The organism is Mannheimia indoligenes (genome assembly GCF_036880405.1).
GTDB classification, from domain to species: Bacteria; Pseudomonadota; Gammaproteobacteria; order Enterobacterales; family Pasteurellaceae; genus Mannheimia; species Mannheimia indoligenes.
In genome coordinates this window covers 31,722-47,389 of record NZ_JBAJJM010000001.1, presented here as the reverse complement: position 1 = coordinate 47,389, position 15,668 = coordinate 31,722, and the positions used below count along the sequence as shown (strand labels likewise).

At 39.4% G+C, this 15,668-nt stretch carries 22 protein-coding genes; 15 read left to right on the top strand and 7 right to left on the bottom strand.

Features of this window, described 5'->3' with window-relative positions; genetic code table 11:
• Positions 1 to 7 precede the first annotated feature (7 nt).
• From V6W77_RS00265 to V6W77_RS00255, 3 genes are all read left to right on the top strand, one after another.
• Positions 8 to 808: a PTS mannose/fructose/sorbose transporter subunit IIC gene (locus V6W77_RS00265; protein WP_334235672.1), complete on the top strand. Its 801-nt coding sequence runs from the start codon at positions 8 to 10 to the stop codon at positions 806 to 808.
• Between the two features lie 13 nt (positions 809 to 821).
• Positions 822 to 1,658, top strand: coding sequence for a PTS mannose transporter subunit IID (locus V6W77_RS00260; protein ID WP_025235265.1), 837 nt, complete (start codon positions 822 to 824; stop codon positions 1,656 to 1,658).
• 98 nt (positions 1,659 to 1,756) lie between these two features.
• Complete coding sequence (locus V6W77_RS00255) at positions 1,757 to 2,227, top strand: DUF986 family protein (RefSeq protein WP_334253441.1); 471 nt, start codon at positions 1,757 to 1,759, stop codon at positions 2,225 to 2,227.
• Between the two features lie 74 nt (positions 2,228 to 2,301).
• On the opposite strand, the gene tpiA is transcribed toward V6W77_RS00255, so the two are convergent.
• On the bottom strand, positions 2,302 to 3,093 hold the full coding sequence (gene tpiA / locus V6W77_RS00250; RefSeq protein ID WP_006251116.1) for a triose-phosphate isomerase: 792 nt from the start codon (positions 3,091 to 3,093) through the stop codon (positions 2,302 to 2,304).
• A gap of 151 nt (positions 3,094 to 3,244) precedes the next feature.
• On the opposite strand from tpiA, the gene truD reads away from it, so the two are divergent.
• The 7 genes from truD to V6W77_RS00215 all read left to right on the top strand — a co-directional run bounded on the left by truD (position 3,245) and on the right by V6W77_RS00215 (position 8,460).
• Positions 3,245 to 4,264 (top strand): tRNA pseudouridine(13) synthase TruD, encoded by a 1,020-nt coding sequence (gene truD / locus V6W77_RS00245; RefSeq protein WP_334253440.1) that lies wholly within the window; start codon positions 3,245 to 3,247, stop codon positions 4,262 to 4,264.
• 162 nt (positions 4,265 to 4,426) lie between these two features.
• The gene (gene surE, locus V6W77_RS00240; RefSeq protein ID WP_334234213.1) at positions 4,427 to 5,215 is read left to right on the top strand and encodes a 5'/3'-nucleotidase SurE; all 789 of its coding nucleotides are present in this window, start codon (positions 4,427 to 4,429) and stop codon (positions 5,213 to 5,215) included.
• Positions 5,202 to 5,786, top strand: a complete 585-nt coding sequence (locus V6W77_RS00235) for a YqaA family protein (protein WP_283386429.1) — start codon at positions 5,202 to 5,204, stop codon at positions 5,784 to 5,786. Before surE ends, V6W77_RS00235 begins: the two co-directional genes overlap by 14 nt.
• Before the next feature lie 19 nt (positions 5,787 to 5,805).
• Complete coding sequence (locus tag V6W77_RS00230) at positions 5,806 to 6,303, top strand: LysM peptidoglycan-binding domain-containing protein (RefSeq protein WP_025235260.1); 498 nt, start codon at positions 5,806 to 5,808, stop codon at positions 6,301 to 6,303.
• Positions 6,304 to 6,315: 12 nt separating this feature from the next.
• Positions 6,316 to 6,519: a hypothetical protein gene (locus V6W77_RS00225; RefSeq protein ID WP_025235259.1), complete on the top strand. Its 204-nt coding sequence runs from the start codon at positions 6,316 to 6,318 to the stop codon at positions 6,517 to 6,519.
• Between the two features lie 18 nt (positions 6,520 to 6,537).
• Complete coding sequence (locus tag V6W77_RS00220) at positions 6,538 to 7,815, top strand: peptidoglycan DD-metalloendopeptidase family protein (RefSeq protein ID WP_334253439.1); 1,278 nt, start codon at positions 6,538 to 6,540, stop codon at positions 7,813 to 7,815.
• Positions 7,816 to 7,896: 81 nt separating this feature from the next.
• A complete protein-coding gene (locus V6W77_RS00215) occupies positions 7,897 to 8,460 on the top strand; it encodes a DNA-3-methyladenine glycosylase I (protein WP_334253438.1) in 564 nt (187 codons plus the stop codon).
• Positions 8,461 to 8,506: 46 nt separating this feature from the next.
• Here the strand turns inward: V6W77_RS00215 and acpP are convergent, their stop codons facing one another.
• Positions 8,507 to 8,737, bottom strand: a complete 231-nt coding sequence (acpP, locus tag V6W77_RS00210) for an acyl carrier protein (RefSeq protein ID WP_006249478.1) — start codon at positions 8,735 to 8,737, stop codon at positions 8,507 to 8,509.
• A 196-nt stretch (positions 8,738 to 8,933) separates the two neighbouring features.
• Complete coding sequence (gene rpe, locus V6W77_RS00205) at positions 8,934 to 9,611, bottom strand: ribulose-phosphate 3-epimerase (protein ID WP_334253437.1); 678 nt, start codon at positions 9,609 to 9,611, stop codon at positions 8,934 to 8,936.
• A 194-nt stretch (positions 9,612 to 9,805) separates the two neighbouring features.
• Here rpe and V6W77_RS00200 point away from each other — a divergent pair, with 194 nt between their 5' ends.
• The 5 genes from V6W77_RS00200 (at position 9,806) to V6W77_RS00180 (ending at position 12,796) form a co-directional block, all read left to right on the top strand.
• A complete protein-coding gene (locus V6W77_RS00200; RefSeq protein ID WP_025235255.1) occupies positions 9,806 to 10,078 on the top strand; it encodes a type B 50S ribosomal protein L31 in 273 nt (90 codons plus the stop codon).
• 12 nt (positions 10,079 to 10,090) lie between these two features.
• Positions 10,091 to 10,216, top strand: a complete 126-nt coding sequence (ykgO, locus tag V6W77_RS00195; protein WP_025218041.1) for a type B 50S ribosomal protein L36 — start codon at positions 10,091 to 10,093, stop codon at positions 10,214 to 10,216.
• Positions 10,217 to 10,444: 228 nt separating this feature from the next.
• Positions 10,445 to 11,218: an amino acid ABC transporter substrate-binding protein gene (locus V6W77_RS00190; protein ID WP_334253436.1), complete on the top strand. Its 774-nt coding sequence runs from the start codon at positions 10,445 to 10,447 to the stop codon at positions 11,216 to 11,218.
• Between the two features lie 99 nt (positions 11,219 to 11,317).
• Positions 11,318 to 12,034 carry an amino acid ABC transporter permease gene (locus V6W77_RS00185; RefSeq protein WP_025235253.1) on the top strand — a complete coding sequence of 239 codons (717 nt, stop codon included), beginning with the start codon at positions 11,318 to 11,320 and terminating at the stop codon, positions 12,032 to 12,034.
• Positions 12,035 to 12,043: 9 nt separating this feature from the next.
• Entirely contained in the window at positions 12,044 to 12,796 is a 753-nt protein-coding gene (locus tag V6W77_RS00180) for an amino acid ABC transporter ATP-binding protein (RefSeq protein ID WP_334235680.1), read from the top strand.
• 56 nt (positions 12,797 to 12,852) lie between these two features.
• Here the strand turns inward: V6W77_RS00180 and V6W77_RS00175 are convergent, their stop codons facing one another.
• From V6W77_RS00175 to V6W77_RS00160, 4 genes are all read right to left on the bottom strand, one after another.
• Positions 12,853 to 13,386 (bottom strand): YggT family protein, encoded by a 534-nt coding sequence (locus V6W77_RS00175; protein ID WP_025235251.1) that lies wholly within the window; start codon positions 13,384 to 13,386, stop codon positions 12,853 to 12,855.
• A gap of 106 nt (positions 13,387 to 13,492) precedes the next feature.
• Positions 13,493 to 13,834, bottom strand: a complete 342-nt coding sequence (locus V6W77_RS00170) for a YggL family protein (RefSeq protein ID WP_025235250.1) — start codon at positions 13,832 to 13,834, stop codon at positions 13,493 to 13,495.
• Positions 13,835 to 13,865: 31 nt separating this feature from the next.
• Entirely contained in the window at positions 13,866 to 14,615 is a 750-nt protein-coding gene (gene trmB, locus V6W77_RS00165; protein WP_283386436.1) for a tRNA (guanosine(46)-N7)-methyltransferase TrmB, read from the bottom strand.
• 9 nt (positions 14,616 to 14,624) lie between these two features.
• Entirely contained in the window at positions 14,625 to 15,575 is a 951-nt protein-coding gene (locus V6W77_RS00160) for a beta-ketoacyl-ACP synthase III (protein ID WP_025235248.1), read from the bottom strand.
• Positions 15,576 to 15,668 lie beyond the last annotated feature (93 nt).

Here is a 15,668-nt window from a genome sequence, read left to right as displayed (position 1 = left end):
AATCAATATGGAACTCTCAGCATTACAAATTGTGCTTTTATTCCTCGTTGCCTGTATCTCCGGTATGGGCTCAATTCTTGATGAATGGCAAACTCACCGTCCGCTAATCGCTTGTACGATGATAGGATTAGTGTTAGGCGATGTTACAACTGGTGTTATTGTAGGTGGTTCATTAGAACTATTAGCATTAGGCTGGATGAACATTGGTGCAGCAGTTGCTCCTGATGCAGCTCTTGCCTCTATTGTTTCAACCATTCTTGTCATTGTTGGTAAACAAGATATTTCAACAGGTATTGCTATTGCAATCCCACTTGCAGCAGCAGGTCAAGTATTAACTTATATTGTACGAGCTATCACTGTTGGCTTCCAACACGCAGCGGATAAATCAATAGAAGATGGTAACTTAAACCGCTTAGATTGGCTACATCGTGGTGCATTACTCTTACAAGCAATGCGTATTGCTATTCCAGCATTAATTGTTGCTCTAACAGCAGGCACAGATGCAGTACAAACAATGTTAAATGCGATTCCTGAAGTTGTAACAACAGGGCTCAAAATTGCAGGTGGCTTTATTGCCGTAGTCGGTTATGCGATGGTGATTAATATGATGCGTGCCGGTCATTTAATGCCGTTCTTCTTTGCCGGTTTTGTGATTGCAGGTTTTACTGATTTTAACCTTGTCGCACTTGGTGTACTAGGTACTGTAATTGCAATGTTGTATATCCATATGCATCCAAAATACAACAAAGGCCAACAAGTAGTAGTAACTGCTGCACCGAAAAATGATTTAGACAACCGTTTAGACTAAGAGGGCATTCAATATGACAACCGAAATCAAAAAAGTAACGAAAAGCGATTTGAATGCCGTTGTACGTCGTTCAAACTTATTCCAAGGTTCGTGGAACTTCGAACGTATGCAGGCTTTAGGCTTTGCTTATGCGATGGTACCGGTCATCAAACGCTTATATCCCGATCCAAATGACCCTGCTCGTAAAGAAGCTATTAAACGCCACTCTGAATTCTTTAACACTCAGCCATTTGTTGGTGCCCCTATTTTAGGTGTAACTATTGCGATGGAAGAAGAGCGAGCTAATGGTAAAGAGATCGATAATGCCGCAATTAACGGGATTAAAGTTGGTCTGATGGGTCCTTTAGCAGGTGTAGGTGATCCTATCTTCTGGGGAACCGTTCGCCCCGTCTTTGCTGCATTAGGGGCAGGTTTAGCGTTAAAAGGCGAACTTTTAGGTCCAATTTTATTCTTTGTTTTATTTAATATTGTCCGCTTAGCAAGCCGCTATTATGGTGTAGTTTATGGCTATAAAAAAGGATTAGATGTTGTACAAGATATGAGCGGAGGTTTACTACAAAAATTAACCGAAGGTGCATCAATTTTAGGTCTGTTTATTATGGGGGCTTTAGTCCAAAAATGGACCAGCATCAATGTTCCGCTTGTGCTTTCTACAATTCAGAAACAAGATGGTACAACCGAAATTACCACCGTTCAAAGCATCTTAGACAGCTTAATGCCGGGTTTACTGCCGTTGCTTTTAACCTTTGCTTGTATGTGGCTACTTCGCAACCGTGTTAATGCAATTTGGATTATCCTAGGATTCTTTGTCATTGGTATTTTAGGTGCTGCAACAGGTGCATTAGCTTAAATATACCGATATGTAAAATTTCTCTCAAAAATGACCGCTTGATCTTCAAGCGGTTTTTTTATAATTTCTATCTACATTTTTCCCACTATTCAGACATTATGACAAATGCGATTCTTTTTTTCTTTATTTTACTTAGCTTTAGTTTTGCCATTTACGATCAAATCCTAATGAATAAACTTAAAGGCGAAACAAAACTCACAGTCGTACTCAAAAAACAAAAAGCTATTGATAGTTGGTTATTAATCGGCTTAATCATACTCTCTATTAGCTATGGCATTCAAAATCAAATTTCGGCATTTACCCTCTATCTACTTAGCACTTGCGTTATTTTAGCCGTCTATTTAGCATTTTTTCGTGCACCACGTCTTTTACTCAAACAAAATGGATTTTTCTTTGCCAATGTTTACTTTCATTACACTAGAATTTACCAAATAAATATAGCTGAGATAAGCCCTCGTGAAAAAGTCCTCGTCATTGACTTACACGGAGGAAGAAGGTTACTTGCCAGCCCCGAAAACGAAAATGATCTTCAATCTGTGGTAAACTTTTTTGGTGGATATAAAAAATAGCAAAGCGGTTGTTTTTCTCAAACATTTTGCAAAAAATATGAGAAAAACAACCGCTTGTAATATTAAAAATGCAATTATGCTTTCGCTGCTGCCGCTGCTTTCACGATTACCGCAAATGCCGGAGCTTTCAGTGAAGCACCGCCGACTAATGCACCGTCAATATCCGGCTGAGTAAATAATTCTGCCGCATTTGCATCATTTACAGAACCGCCGTATTGAATAATCACTTGGTCTGCTACTGCTTGTGATTTTGCTGCGATGTGATCACGGATGAATTTATGTACTGCTTGAGCTTGTGCTGGAGTCGCTGATTTGCCTGTGCCGATCGCCCAGATTGGTTCGTAAGCAATAACTGCACCGTTAAATGCTTCAACACCGTGTGCGTTGATTACTGCATCAATTTGACGTGCACACACTTCTTCGGTTTTGCCTGCTTCGTTTTCTGCTTCAGATTCACCGATACATAACACCGGCACTAAACCTGCATCTTTTAACACTTTGAATTTTTGGGCGATAAATTCATCGCTCTCTTTATGGTAAGTACGACGCTCTGAATGCCCGATAATGATGTATTTTGCACCAAACTCTTTTAACATTTCAGGGGAAATATCGCCTGTGAATGCACCTTTCACATTCACATCAACATTTTGTGAACCTAATGCAATTAAGCCTTTATCGCTACAACCACAGCCACAACCTGCAAGTGATGCTTCAGCGTGAGCCAAATACATTACCGGTGGAGCAATTGCTACATCACAGCCTTCAACGCCGTGTAATTCTGCTTTTAAATCTGCAATTAAGGTTTTAGTAAACGCTTTATCACCGTTTAATTTCCAGTTACCCATTACCAGTGGACGACGTGCCATTTTGTTTCTCCTATAAATTGAATTTAAATATAAATCGTTGTGAACTATATCAAATTTTGAAAGCGTTTTGTGGTTTTTATTCGCTTTTTCTGATCTAGATCGAAAGGTTTAACGTATAATTAGTAAATCTATTTCTAATGAGCAAAAAACAATGCAACTAAACTATTTATACTCTGCCCCTCAAACCCAAGGGCATTTAAAAGCTGAATTTGCCGACTTTATCGTGCGTGAAGAATTGGGCTATGAACTGACTGGCGAGGGAGAGTTTGTGGCAGTTAAAATCCGTAAAACCAATGCAAACACTCTCTTTGTCGGCGAAAAATTAGCAAAATTTGTCGGAATTTCTGAGCGAGAGATGAGCTACGCAGGCTTAAAAGACCGCCACGCCGTTACTGAGCAATGGTTCTGCTTGCATTTGGCTGGTAAAGAAACACCTGATTTCTCTACTTTTGAATGTGAAGGTGTGGAAATTTTAGAGGTTACTCGCCACAACCGCAAAATCCGTGTTGGCTCACTTGCCGGCAATTATTTTGAGTTATTGCTACGTGATGTCAAAGAAAGCGATAACCTAACCCATCGCTTACAGCAAATACAAGCGGTCGGATTCCCCAATTATTTTACCGAACAACGTTTCGGGCGAGACGGTCATAATTTAACCCAAGCGTTACGTTGGGCTAAGGGTGAAATTACGGTAAAAGATCGCAAAAAACGCAGTTTCTACCTTTCTGCTGCCCGCTCTGAAGTATTTAATTTAGTGGTTTCCCAACGTATTGCAGATGGCTTGATGAATCAAGTGCTAGAAAATGATTACGTTCAGCTTGCCGGCTCAAATAGTTTTTTCTGCGTAAAACAAGATGAAATTGCCGAAACCCAAGATCGCTTAGCTCACTTTGATGTATTACTCACCGCCCCTCTCATTGGTGAAAAATCGCTTGAGTTGGAAAGCAACCAACCCGAAAAAGCAATTATTGAACAACACTCCGATCTAGTGGAATTAATGAAAAAAGAGCGAATGAGCACTGCCCGCCGAGCAATGATCTGCAAACCTAAAGATCTCGAATGGCAATTTGAGACAGATGGATTAAGATTAAAATTCTTTTTAGATTCAGGTAGCTATGCAACAGGATTGGTGCGAGAGTTAATACGTTTATCGGAAGAGAATGAAGTTTAAATCTACAAGCGGTTAGATTTATAAGATTTTTTGCAATTTGCAAAACTTTCTTAAAATCTTACCGCTTTTTACACTTTTAGACTAAAAAAATTGTCGAAAAATTGTTAGAATTGAATGCTTTTATACTTAGTATCTGTTTAGCAGTAAGATCTAAAGGAAATTATGAGAATTTTAATCAGTAATGACGATGGTTTTCACGCTGTCGGCATTCAAACCTTAGCCAAAGCACTGCGAGATGCAGGGCATATTGTAACCATTATTGCTCCGGATCGTAACCGCAGTGCAGCATCAAGTTGTTTAACTTTGGTCGATCCATTACGTGTGCATCGTTTTGATGAATACAATTATGCGGTAATCGCCGGTACACCGGCAGATTGTGTCCATTTAGCCTTAAATGGCTTGTTTGACGGTAAATTTGCGGAAAAATTTGATTTAGTGGTTTCGGGGATTAATCACGGTGCAAATTTAGGCGATGATGTGGTTTACTCAGGCACGGTAGCTGCCGCGTTAGAAGGTCGCCATTTACCATTACCAAGTATTGCAGTTTCGCTGGTTGGACGTAAGCATTCCTCATTTTTAGATGGCGAAAACCATTTTAATACCGCAGCACAAGTTGTGTTAGATTTGTTGATAAAAATGGAAAATCAAATGTTTCCGCCAAACCACGTTTTAAACGTGAATGTGCCAAATTTACCTTATACAGAACTAAAAGGCACGATGATCACCCGATTAGGAGAACGCTCAACCGCTGCTGAGATCGTAAAACAGAAAGATCCTCGCAATGCCGATGTGTATTGGATTGGCGTAACAGGCGATCCAATAGATGAAAGTTACGGCACCGATTTTTATGCGTTAAATCGAGATTGTGTATCTATTACTCCAATCCAAGTGGATATGACTGCACATAAAACTATTGCAACTTTAAAAGGCATTTTTAATGAAACTGTTTGAAAAAATTTATGACAAAACTATGGAATGGTCAAAACACCGTTTAGCGGCATTTTGGCTTAGTTTAGTCAGTTTTATTGAGGCGATTTTCTTCCCAATTCCGCCTGATGTAATGCTTATTCCGATGTCGATGGCAAAACCGGAAAATGCGTTTAAATATGCTTTTTATACCACTGTTGCCTCCGTGCTGGGTGGTATTATCGGCTATTTTATCGGTTTGTATGCGACCGATTGGGTACAAGGCATTATTGCCAACTGGGGAATGCAAGCAAACTTCGATAGAGCAAAAGCGTGGTTTGAAACTTGGGGAGTGGCAGTTGTCTTCTTAGCAGGATTCTCACCAATTCCGTTTAAAGTATTTACGATATGTGCCGGTGTGCTACAAATGGCATTTTTCCCATTTGTAATAACCGCTGCAATTTCTCGTTTTGCCCGCTTTATTTTAGTCGCAAAACTGTCTGCGTGGGGAGGCAAAAAATATGAAGTCAGAATTCGCCACTCTATTGAATTAATTGGTTGGGGAACTATCGTGCTTGCGGTAGTTGCTTATCTTCTTTACAAATTATTGAACTAAATTTTAAGGGTAATAGAAAATGAAAAAATCACTTTTTGTTTTATCACTTGTCTCATTCGCTTTAGCAGGCTGTTCAAGTAACTCAAGCGAGTCTAGTACATCAAGCGTGGAAACCACAGATGCCAACGCAACTTGGCAATCTGCGGATAGCATTCAAACTGCACCAATGCCGGATTCTATGAATCAACCCATTGCTGTACCGCCGGCACAGCCTGTATATTCAGCCCCACAACCTATTACTGCCGCACCTGCCCCAATGCCTGTTTCAAGCGGTAGCTATGGAGCTCAAATGGAAAACGTAGGCAACTGCCAAGTTGTGCGAGATGGCAATAATGCCCCAATTTACGCACAAATTACCAAAGGTTGCTATACCGATAGCTCTTACACAGTGGGTAAAAGTGATACCCTTTATTTAATTGGCTACTTAACAGGCACAAGTGCGAGCCATATTGCTAACTTAAACGGCTTAAGTGCAAATTCTGCCCTAAAAGTTGGTCAAGTACTGCGTGTGCGTTAATAGGCGGATTGAGTGAAAAAATCATTTTTAACATTTGCAATTTCTTGTGCATTTTTGACCGCTTGTGGAACAAGCTCTAAACAGGACAACGTTGATGATCCGAACCTCTTACCTTCAGGCACATTAGAGCCTGTTGCCGGTTCTGGAGCAAGTCAAGGGAGTTACAGCTTACCGTCCGATATTAAATCGACGTCTATGCCTGATACAATGAAATAATTTTAGGATAATCATTTAATGAAAAAACAATTTATACTTTTACCTTTAGTTTCCGCTATTTTAGCTGCTTGTTCCTCGAACAATCCTGCACCAGTGGTTAATGCTTCGGGCAATAATGAGCTTAGTCCGGGTGTAATGCAGCCTGTAAATAGTAATATGGGAGCAATAAACTCAAGCGGTGGTTGGCAGTCTGATATTCAGTCAGCTCCAATGCCAAGCTCAATGAACACACCGGTGCAAACTATTCCGCAGCCTGTTTCTACACCTCAGCCGGTTGCAACTGTGCCGCAGCCTGTTATCACTAATCCTGTGATTACAGAACAACCGCCACAGCCGACGACTACGACTAAAATTGTGAAGAAAACAAAAACAGTAGAGAAAAAAGTCGATCAGAATTTTGAGATTCCGCGTGATGCTAACAATGCTCCGATGTATAACCAAATTCAAAAAGGCTTCTATGATGGTTCAACTTACACGGTTCGCAAAGGCGATACGATGTTTTTAATTGCTTATATTGTGGGCAAAGATGTAAAAGAAATCGCCGCTCTTAACAATATGAGTGAGCCTTATCAATTAAATGTAGGGCAACAAATTAAGACCGGTAAATCAGCTACAGAAACTATTACCGTTGAGGAAAAAGTAACCGTACCGGTTGAGCCACAAATTACTTATCAACAAGGTGCAAATGGTACGACTTACGCTTCTGATGGTAACATTACAGGTCCGGTGAAAGCGGGAACAGGTAATACAGAAGTACCCGTTTCTAATAATGGCATTCGAGCAACAGCAGGAACAGTATCAGCTGTAACAGCTTCTGTAGGTAATGCAAACCAAGTAGAAAATCGTACAACTTCGACTATTCGAGCGACAACCGCCTCTGAAAGTCCATCGTCTGCCTCAAATACAACGGTAGCTCCTACTTCATCAATTAAATGGCAATGGCCAACCAATGGACGTGTTATTTCAGGCTTCTCATCAGCAGAAGGTGGCAATAAAGGTTTAGATATCGCGGGCTCGAAAGGGCAAGACGTGCGTGCAGCGGCAGCAGGTAAAGTTGTATATGCAGGTAATGCCCTACAAGGTTATGGTAACTTAATTATCATCAAACATACCGATGACTTCTTAAGTGCTTATGCACATAACAATACCATTGATGTTGATGAGCAAGATACAGTTAAAGCCGGTCAGAAAATCGGTACTTTAGGTAGTACCGGTACAAACACCAACAAGCTTCACTTTGAAATTCGTTACAAAGGGAAATCTGTCGATCCTGCTCGTTATTTACCAAGAAAATAATGGTAAACTTTTAGCGTAATTTGACCGCTTGTTTCATCTTATATTAGGAACAAGCGGTTATTTTTTATAGGAATTTTACAAATGAGCAAAACTACACGCTGCGATTGGTGCGGTGAGAGCGAACTTTACGTGAAATATCACGATGAAGAGTGGGGAAAACCTGAATTCAATAGCATCAAGCTATTTGAGAAAATTTGTCTCGAAGGACAACAAGCGGGGCTTTCGTGGATTACTGTACTGAAAAAGCGAGAAGCTTATCGTCAAGCATTTCATCAGTTTGATCCTGTAAAAATTGCTCAGATGACAGAAAAAGATCTCGATCAACTAATGCAAAATGCCGGTTTAATCCGCCACAGAGCAAAATTAGAAGCCATTATAAAAAATGCAAAAGCCTATCTTGCAATGCAGGAAAAAGACGAAGATTTTAGTGAATTTATTTGGGGATTTGTGAACCATCAACCACAAATTAATGATGTTCCCACGCTTCAAGCTATTCCGGCTAAAACAGAAACTTCAAAGGCTATGTCTAAGGCGTTAAAAAAGAGAGGATTTGTTTTTGTGGGTGAAACGACTTGTTACGCTTTTATGCAATCAATGGGACTGGTTGATGACCACTTGAATAATTGCATCTGTAAAACGAAATAGCGATAAAAAAATTAGGCGACCAGTGGTCGCCTAATCTCAATCCTAATTATTGATTGTTTTGAACGTAATCAATTGCTGATTGAACTGTAGTAATTTTTTCAGCTTCTTCATCTGGAATTTCGATATCGAATTCTTCTTCTAAAGCCATTACTAATTCAACGGTATCTAAAGAGTCAGCACCTAAATCTTCAATGAAAGAAGCTTCCGGTTTAACGTCTTCTGCTTTCGCGCCAAGTTGATCAACAATGATTTTTTTTACGCGTTCTTCAATGCTCATTTTGTTTTTCCTATAGTGAATATCGCATAAGTGCGAGAGTTAATTAGTGTAATCGAAATAATTTTAGATACAACCTTTTTATAGAAAGGTCAAACCAGACTATTCCAATACACAAGAATAAAACTGTATCTGTTCTACCATTCTATCATTATGTTTGTCTTTAATCTATAGAGATAGTTCAAATTTCCGGATCTGATTAACGAACTTTCGCTAATTCAGTTCTCATTTGCTCGATGACAGCTTTATAATCAGGCTGGTCAAAAATCGCAGAACCTGCTACAAACATATCTGCACCGGCAGCAGCAATTTCGGCAATATTATTGATTTTTACACCACCATCCACTTCCAAATGAATGTTGTAACCGCTGTCATCAATGCGTTTTCGAACTTCACGTAGCTTGTCTAAAGTGGATGGAATAAAAGATTGCCCACCAAAGCCCGGATTTACCGACATCAATAAAATCACATCAACTTTATCCATCACATAATCTAAATAGTGCAAAGGCGTTGCAGGATTGAATACCAAGCCGGATTTACAACCTAAATCACGAATAAGTTGTAAATTACGATCAATATGTTCTGTTGCCTCTGGGTGGAAAGTAATGTAATCGGCTCCTGCCTTAGCAAAATCAGGAATTAAACGCTCAACAGGTTTCACCATTAAATGCACGTCAATCGGACATTGAATGCCATAATCTCGTAATGCTTGGCAAATTGCCGGTCCAAAGGTTAAATTAGGCACATAGTGATTATCCATTACATCAAAATGAATTAAATCCGCCCCAGCCTTTAGCACATCTTTCACATCATCACCCAATCTAGCTAAATCTGCCGATAAAATCGAAGGGGCAATCAAATAAGGATTTTTGCTCATATTTCCTCACAATTTATGAATAAATGGTTGTTAGATTAACATAATTTTAAAAATGAAAATCAGATCTAGATCTAAAAATTAGCTTTTTCTTTAAATTCCATAAAAAAGTTATGGAATAAAAATTAAATTTCGTATAACATATATTCCATAATATAATTATGGTTAATAGCCTATTGTCAAATTTTGGAGAAAATATGAAAAAAGGGATTCATCCTGAAAATTATCGTGAAGTACTGTTTTATGATGCCTCTGTACAACAAGGCTGGGTTATCCGTTCTTGTGCATCGACGAATAAAACAATGGTATGGGAAGATGGTAAAGAGTACCCACTTTATACCTTAGATACCTCATCGGCATCGCACCCGGTTTACACAGGTAAACGTCGCGAAGTGAATAATGAAGGTCGTGCAAGTCAATTTAAAGATAGATTTAAAGGCTTTGCTGCAACACTTTCAAATAAAAAATAAGAAGGACATAAAATGAAAATTTTAAATTCATTAAAATCGGCAAAAACACGCCACCCTGACTGTCAAATTGTAAGACGTAAAGGTAAACTGTACGTAATTTGCAAAACTAATCCAAGATTTAAAGCTCGTCAGCGTTAAAAAGAATAGCACCTTAATTCATTCCAATTAAGGTGCTAATTTTTTATAACTAAATGTTCCCAATAATCCACTTAATTTGCTATTTTCCCTCATAGTTCCATTATCAATAAAACAATTCATACTATAAAACCATTTCATTATGGCTTATTCCATTTAGTTATTTGCAAGCGGTCATTTTTCCCTTTAAATTTGCAAATACTAAATTTTACCAATTAAAAGGAACTTATTATGTTGAAAAAATTATCAGTTGCCGCATTAGCACTTACTCTTTCTGTTTCTGCATTTGCGAAAGAGAGCTTACTTGAGCGTATCAATAACAAAGGCACAATTACTGTTGGTACAGAGGGAACCTACGCACCTTATACCTATCACGATGAGAGCGGTAAATTAACAGGCTATGATGTAGAAGTAACCCGTGCGGTAGCAGAAAAGCTCGGCGTGAAAGTTGAATTTAAAGAAACACAATGGGACGCGATGTTAGCTGGTTTAAAAAGTGAGCGTTTTGACTTAGTGGCAAACCAAGTTGGTTTAACATCACCGGAACGCCGTGCAACATTTGATAAATCTGAAGCGTACAGCTGGGACGGTGCAGCATTATTAGTGCGTGAAGATGAAACCAAAATCAAAAGCCCGGCTGATGTAAAAGGTGTAAAAACGGCACAAACATTAAGCTCTAACTATGGCGAATTAGCACATGAAAGCGGTGCGGATATCGTGCCAATCGACGGTATGGCACAAGGCTTACTATTAATTCAGCAAAAACGAGCTGATGCAACCTTCAATAGCCACTTATCACTATTAGATTACTTGAAAAAGAATCCGAATTCAGGCTTGAAAATCGTGTGGGAAAAAGAAGAAAAAGTGGGAGCAGGTTTAGTGGCAAACAAAGGTAACGATGAAGCATTAGCAAAAATCAGTCAAGCAATCGTTCAATTACGCGAAGATGGTACATTAAAAAAATTAGGTGAACAGTTCTTCGGTAAAGATATTAGTGTACAATAATCCGTATTGGATTTGGCTGAGGGGCGACTTCGCCCCTTTTGTTTTTTTAAGTTTAATCTCCCTACTATTTCAAAAGTAAGGGAGATTTTAGGTTTTTAGATGTTAAACGATCTACTACTTTCTATTCCCTTTATGACCCAAGCCCGAGTGGATTTGGTGTTAAGTGGCTTCTTGCCTATGGTAAAAGCCGCCTTTTTAGTCTCTATTCCATTGGCAATTGCCTCCTTTGTTATTGGTATGTTGATTGCTGTAAGTGTTGCGTTAGTAAGAATTAGTCCATCAACTAGCATTCTACACCGCTTGTTGCTGCTATTTGTAAAAGGTTACATATCAATTATTCGTGGCACACCGATGCTGGTGCAGATCTGTATCGTATTCTATGGATTACCTGCGGTAGGTATTTTCATTGATCCTATCCCGGCAGCGATTATTGGCTTCTCTCTAAATATTGGAGCTTATGGCTCTGAAACTATTCGTGCCTCAATTTTATCTGTTCCCAAAGGACAATGGGAAGCAGGCTATACCATCGGTATGACTTATATGCAAACTTTCCGCCGTATCATTGCACCACAAGCCATTAGAGTGGCAGTACCACCGCTGAGCAACACCTTTATCGGATTGTTCAAAGATACCTCACTAGCCTCTGTCGTAACCGTTACTGAAATGTTCCGTGTTGCACAACAGGTGGCAAATATGTCTTATGACTTCCTTCCGGTTTATATTGAGGCAGCAATTATCTACTGGTGCTTCTGCTGGGTACTATTCTTAATTCAAGCAAGACTTGAAGTTCGCTTTAACCGATTTGTAGCGAAGTAGGAGGAAAGAATGATAAAAATCCGTAATATTCACAAAACCTTTGGACAAAATACAATTCTACGAGGAATTGATTTAGACATTCAAAAAGGGCAAGTCGTTGTTATTTTAGGACCATCCGGTTCAGGTAAAACGACTTTTCTGCGTTGTTTGAATGCGTTAGAAATGCCAGAAAAAGGTACGATAGAGTTTACTGATAATGCTCCATTAATAATTGATTTTGGTACAAAAACAAGTAAAAAAGATATTTTAGCACTCCGTCGTAAATCAGGTATGGTGTTCCAAAACTATAACCTCTTTCCACACAAAACGGCATTGGAAAATGTGATGGAAGGACCTGTATTTGTGCAGCAACAAGCGGTCGAAATTGCCAAAGAAAATGCAAAACGCTTGCTTGCAAAAGTGGGATTATCAGATAAAGCCGATCTCTATCCATTCCAACTGTCGGGCGGACAGCAACAGCGAGTTGGCATTGCAAGAGCTCTAGCAATTCAGCCAGATTTAATGCTATTTGATGAACCGACCTCAGCCCTTGACCCTGAATTAGTACAAGATGTATTAAATACAATGAAAGAGCTCGCCAACGAAGGCTGGACGATGGTAGTGGTTACTCACGAAATCAAATTCGCCCTTGATGTCGCCGATATTGTAGTTGTAATGGACGGTGGGGAAATTGTAGAACAAGGCTCACCACAACAACTCTTTAAAAACCCACAACACGAACGAACAAAACGTTTCCTACATCAAATTCGAGCTGATGGATAATAAAAAATCGGCTCCTTAATTAACCTAAGGAGCCGATTTTTATTTCTATTGCTTAATTAAGCCGCAGCCCATAGCCCACCAAAAATTTGGTAAAACAAGCTGTTTAATAGCAATAGTCCAAAGCCTAATACCATTACCGAGAAATCTAACATTCCTGTTCTTGGAAGTAGTTTGCGGATAAAACCTAACACCGGTTCAGTAATTTGAGCAACAGTATAATCAAGTGGGTGGTTACCTTGTGTAACCCAACTCATCAATGCACGAATTAAGGTGGTGAAAAAGAGAATTTGTCCGAAGGTTTTTACTAAACTTAATAAACCGATTAATACGGCACGAGGCAAATCCAGTCCAAAGAAGATAAATTGCAAAGTAACTAATGCCGCAGCAATCAAAAGTGCAGGAAAGCAGATATTTTTAACCGTTGGAATTAATTTACCAACAGGGGCAACCAAAGGCTCTGTGATTTTGAGCAAGGTTTGCGAAATAGGCAAACGTGGATCAACTCGACAAAATTGTAGCCACGTTCTGAGTACCAGCACAAAATTGAAAAAGCCAACAACTAACGAAATAACAGGGGCTAAAAATTCCATTTATTTCTCTCTTTTATACTTGAAATTAAAAAAACAAGCGGTCGTTTTTACGAAAAAATTTGCAAATTTTCAGAAAAATATGACCGCTTGTATCAGTGTAAATCAATTAAACTTGTGCCGGGTAATCCCACCAAATATCGAACAACTCGCTTACTTGTACATTTTGTAACCCGTTGTTTTCTAACCAAGTTTTCACTAATTGACGGTGAGATTCATCACATTTGCCTAATTTTTCTAAGCAAACTAAACCTTCCCAATTTAAGTAGCCGTTTGCTTCTAACGCTAAACCGTTTGGTTTGATCACTTCATCAATGAAACGATCAACTGTTTCATCAATTTGGTCGATACCTGTGTTTTCAGCAAAACTAAATTTGATTAAAAAACCTAACTCTTGGTATTCACCTAAGTGCATTTTTTTACGCTGACGAGCATTACGTTGAACTGCCATTTTTTCTCTCCTCTATTAAGTAAACTGTTACTTATTTTTTAACAAAATATAGATCCCACACACCGTGCCCTAGTTTATGACCTCTTTCTTCAAATTTGGTTAAAGGTCGGAAATCCGGGCGTGGAATAAAATCATTGGTCGGTGATGTATTTTGCAATTTATCCTCGAATTGGCGTAACACTTCAAGCATATGCTCTGAGTAATTTTCCCAATCGGTTGCAAAATGAATAAAGCCGTTTGGGCTTAATTTTTCAATCACTCTTGTGATAAATTCAGGCTGAACAATACGACGTTTGTGGTGTTTTGCTTTCTGCCAAGGGTCCGGGAAATAGAGCTGTAAACCACCTAATGAGCCATCTGCGATACTATCTCGCAGAATTTCCGTTGCATCGTGGCAAATCACTCTCAGATTTTTCACGCCTTTTTCTAACGCATAAGCAATACAAGCTCCAACACCCGGTGTGTGAACTTCTATGCCGATGTAATTGCGATTTGGGTTTTGTTCCGCCATTTCAACCAGCGATTTCCCCATTCCGAAACCAATTTCTAGCACAACGGGGTTATTATTGCCGAAAATCTGTTCAAAATTAAAGGGGATTGGTTGATAATCTAGCCCTAAATTCGCCCAGTTGTTGTTCATCATATCACGTTGATAATCGCTTAAGCGACCGGTACGCAATACGAAACTACGCACTTTTCTTAAATAACGACCATCTTCGGTAAATTCAGCTTGCTCAACCGTTTTACGTTTTTTATCTGCAAAGGTTTGTTTTTCTGACATTTTCTCGCCTTAAAACTTCACTAATGCAGAACCCCAAGTCCAGCCGCCGCCGAAAGCCTCGAGAAGTAATAATTGACCACGTTTTACACGACCATCACGTACCGCTTCATCAAGAGCTACCGGCACCGTCGCAGCACTGGTGTTGGCATATTTATCAAGGGTTACTACCACTTGGTCCATTTCCATCTCTAATTTTTTCGCCGTTGCAGTGATAATACGTAAATTTGCTTGATGTGGAATGAGCCAATCAAGATCTGATTTTTGTAAATTATTTGCTTCTAACGTTTCTTCTACCACGCTTGAAAGTTGGTTCACTGCAATTTTGAAAGTTGCGTTGCCCTGCATTTCAATAAAGCCGGAACGCTCTTCACCACGCTTTTGACCTTTTAAGGTAAGATTATTGTCCAAATCCGGCGAAGCGTGTAAGTGCGTTGAAATAATCCCTTGCTCCTCGCTGGCTTCTAAAATAACTGCACCTGCTCCATCGCCAAATAACACAACGGTGCTGCGGTCAGTTTCATCTAACATTCTGGAGTTGATGTCTGAACCAATCACTAACGCTTTTTTCACTTGCCCGTTACGCACAAATTGATCGGCAACACTTAACGCATACACAAAGCCCGTGCAAGCAGCTGCCACGTCAAATGCAATCGCATCTTGAATATTTAGCAAGCCTTGAATTTGGCAAGCCGCACTTGGATAAGCGTGGGAATTGGTAGTTGTACCAACTACGATTAAACCAATTTCATTAGCGTCAATTTTTGCCATTTCTAAGGCTTGTTGAGCCGCTTTTGCTCCCATTGTAGCCACGGTTTCATCAGCTCTTGCAATACGGCGTTCACGAATGCCCGAGCGAGTAACAATCCACTCATCAGAGGTGTCCACCATTTTTTCTAAATCAGCATTGGTACGCACCTGACTTGGTAAATAACTTCCCGTTGCTAAAATTTTGCTGTTCATATTTTTGATTATTCTCAATCGATTAAAATAGTAATCCGTTATTATAGCTTGAAAATAAAGAAATTTATAGACTTTACAAGTGGTTGTTTTTGG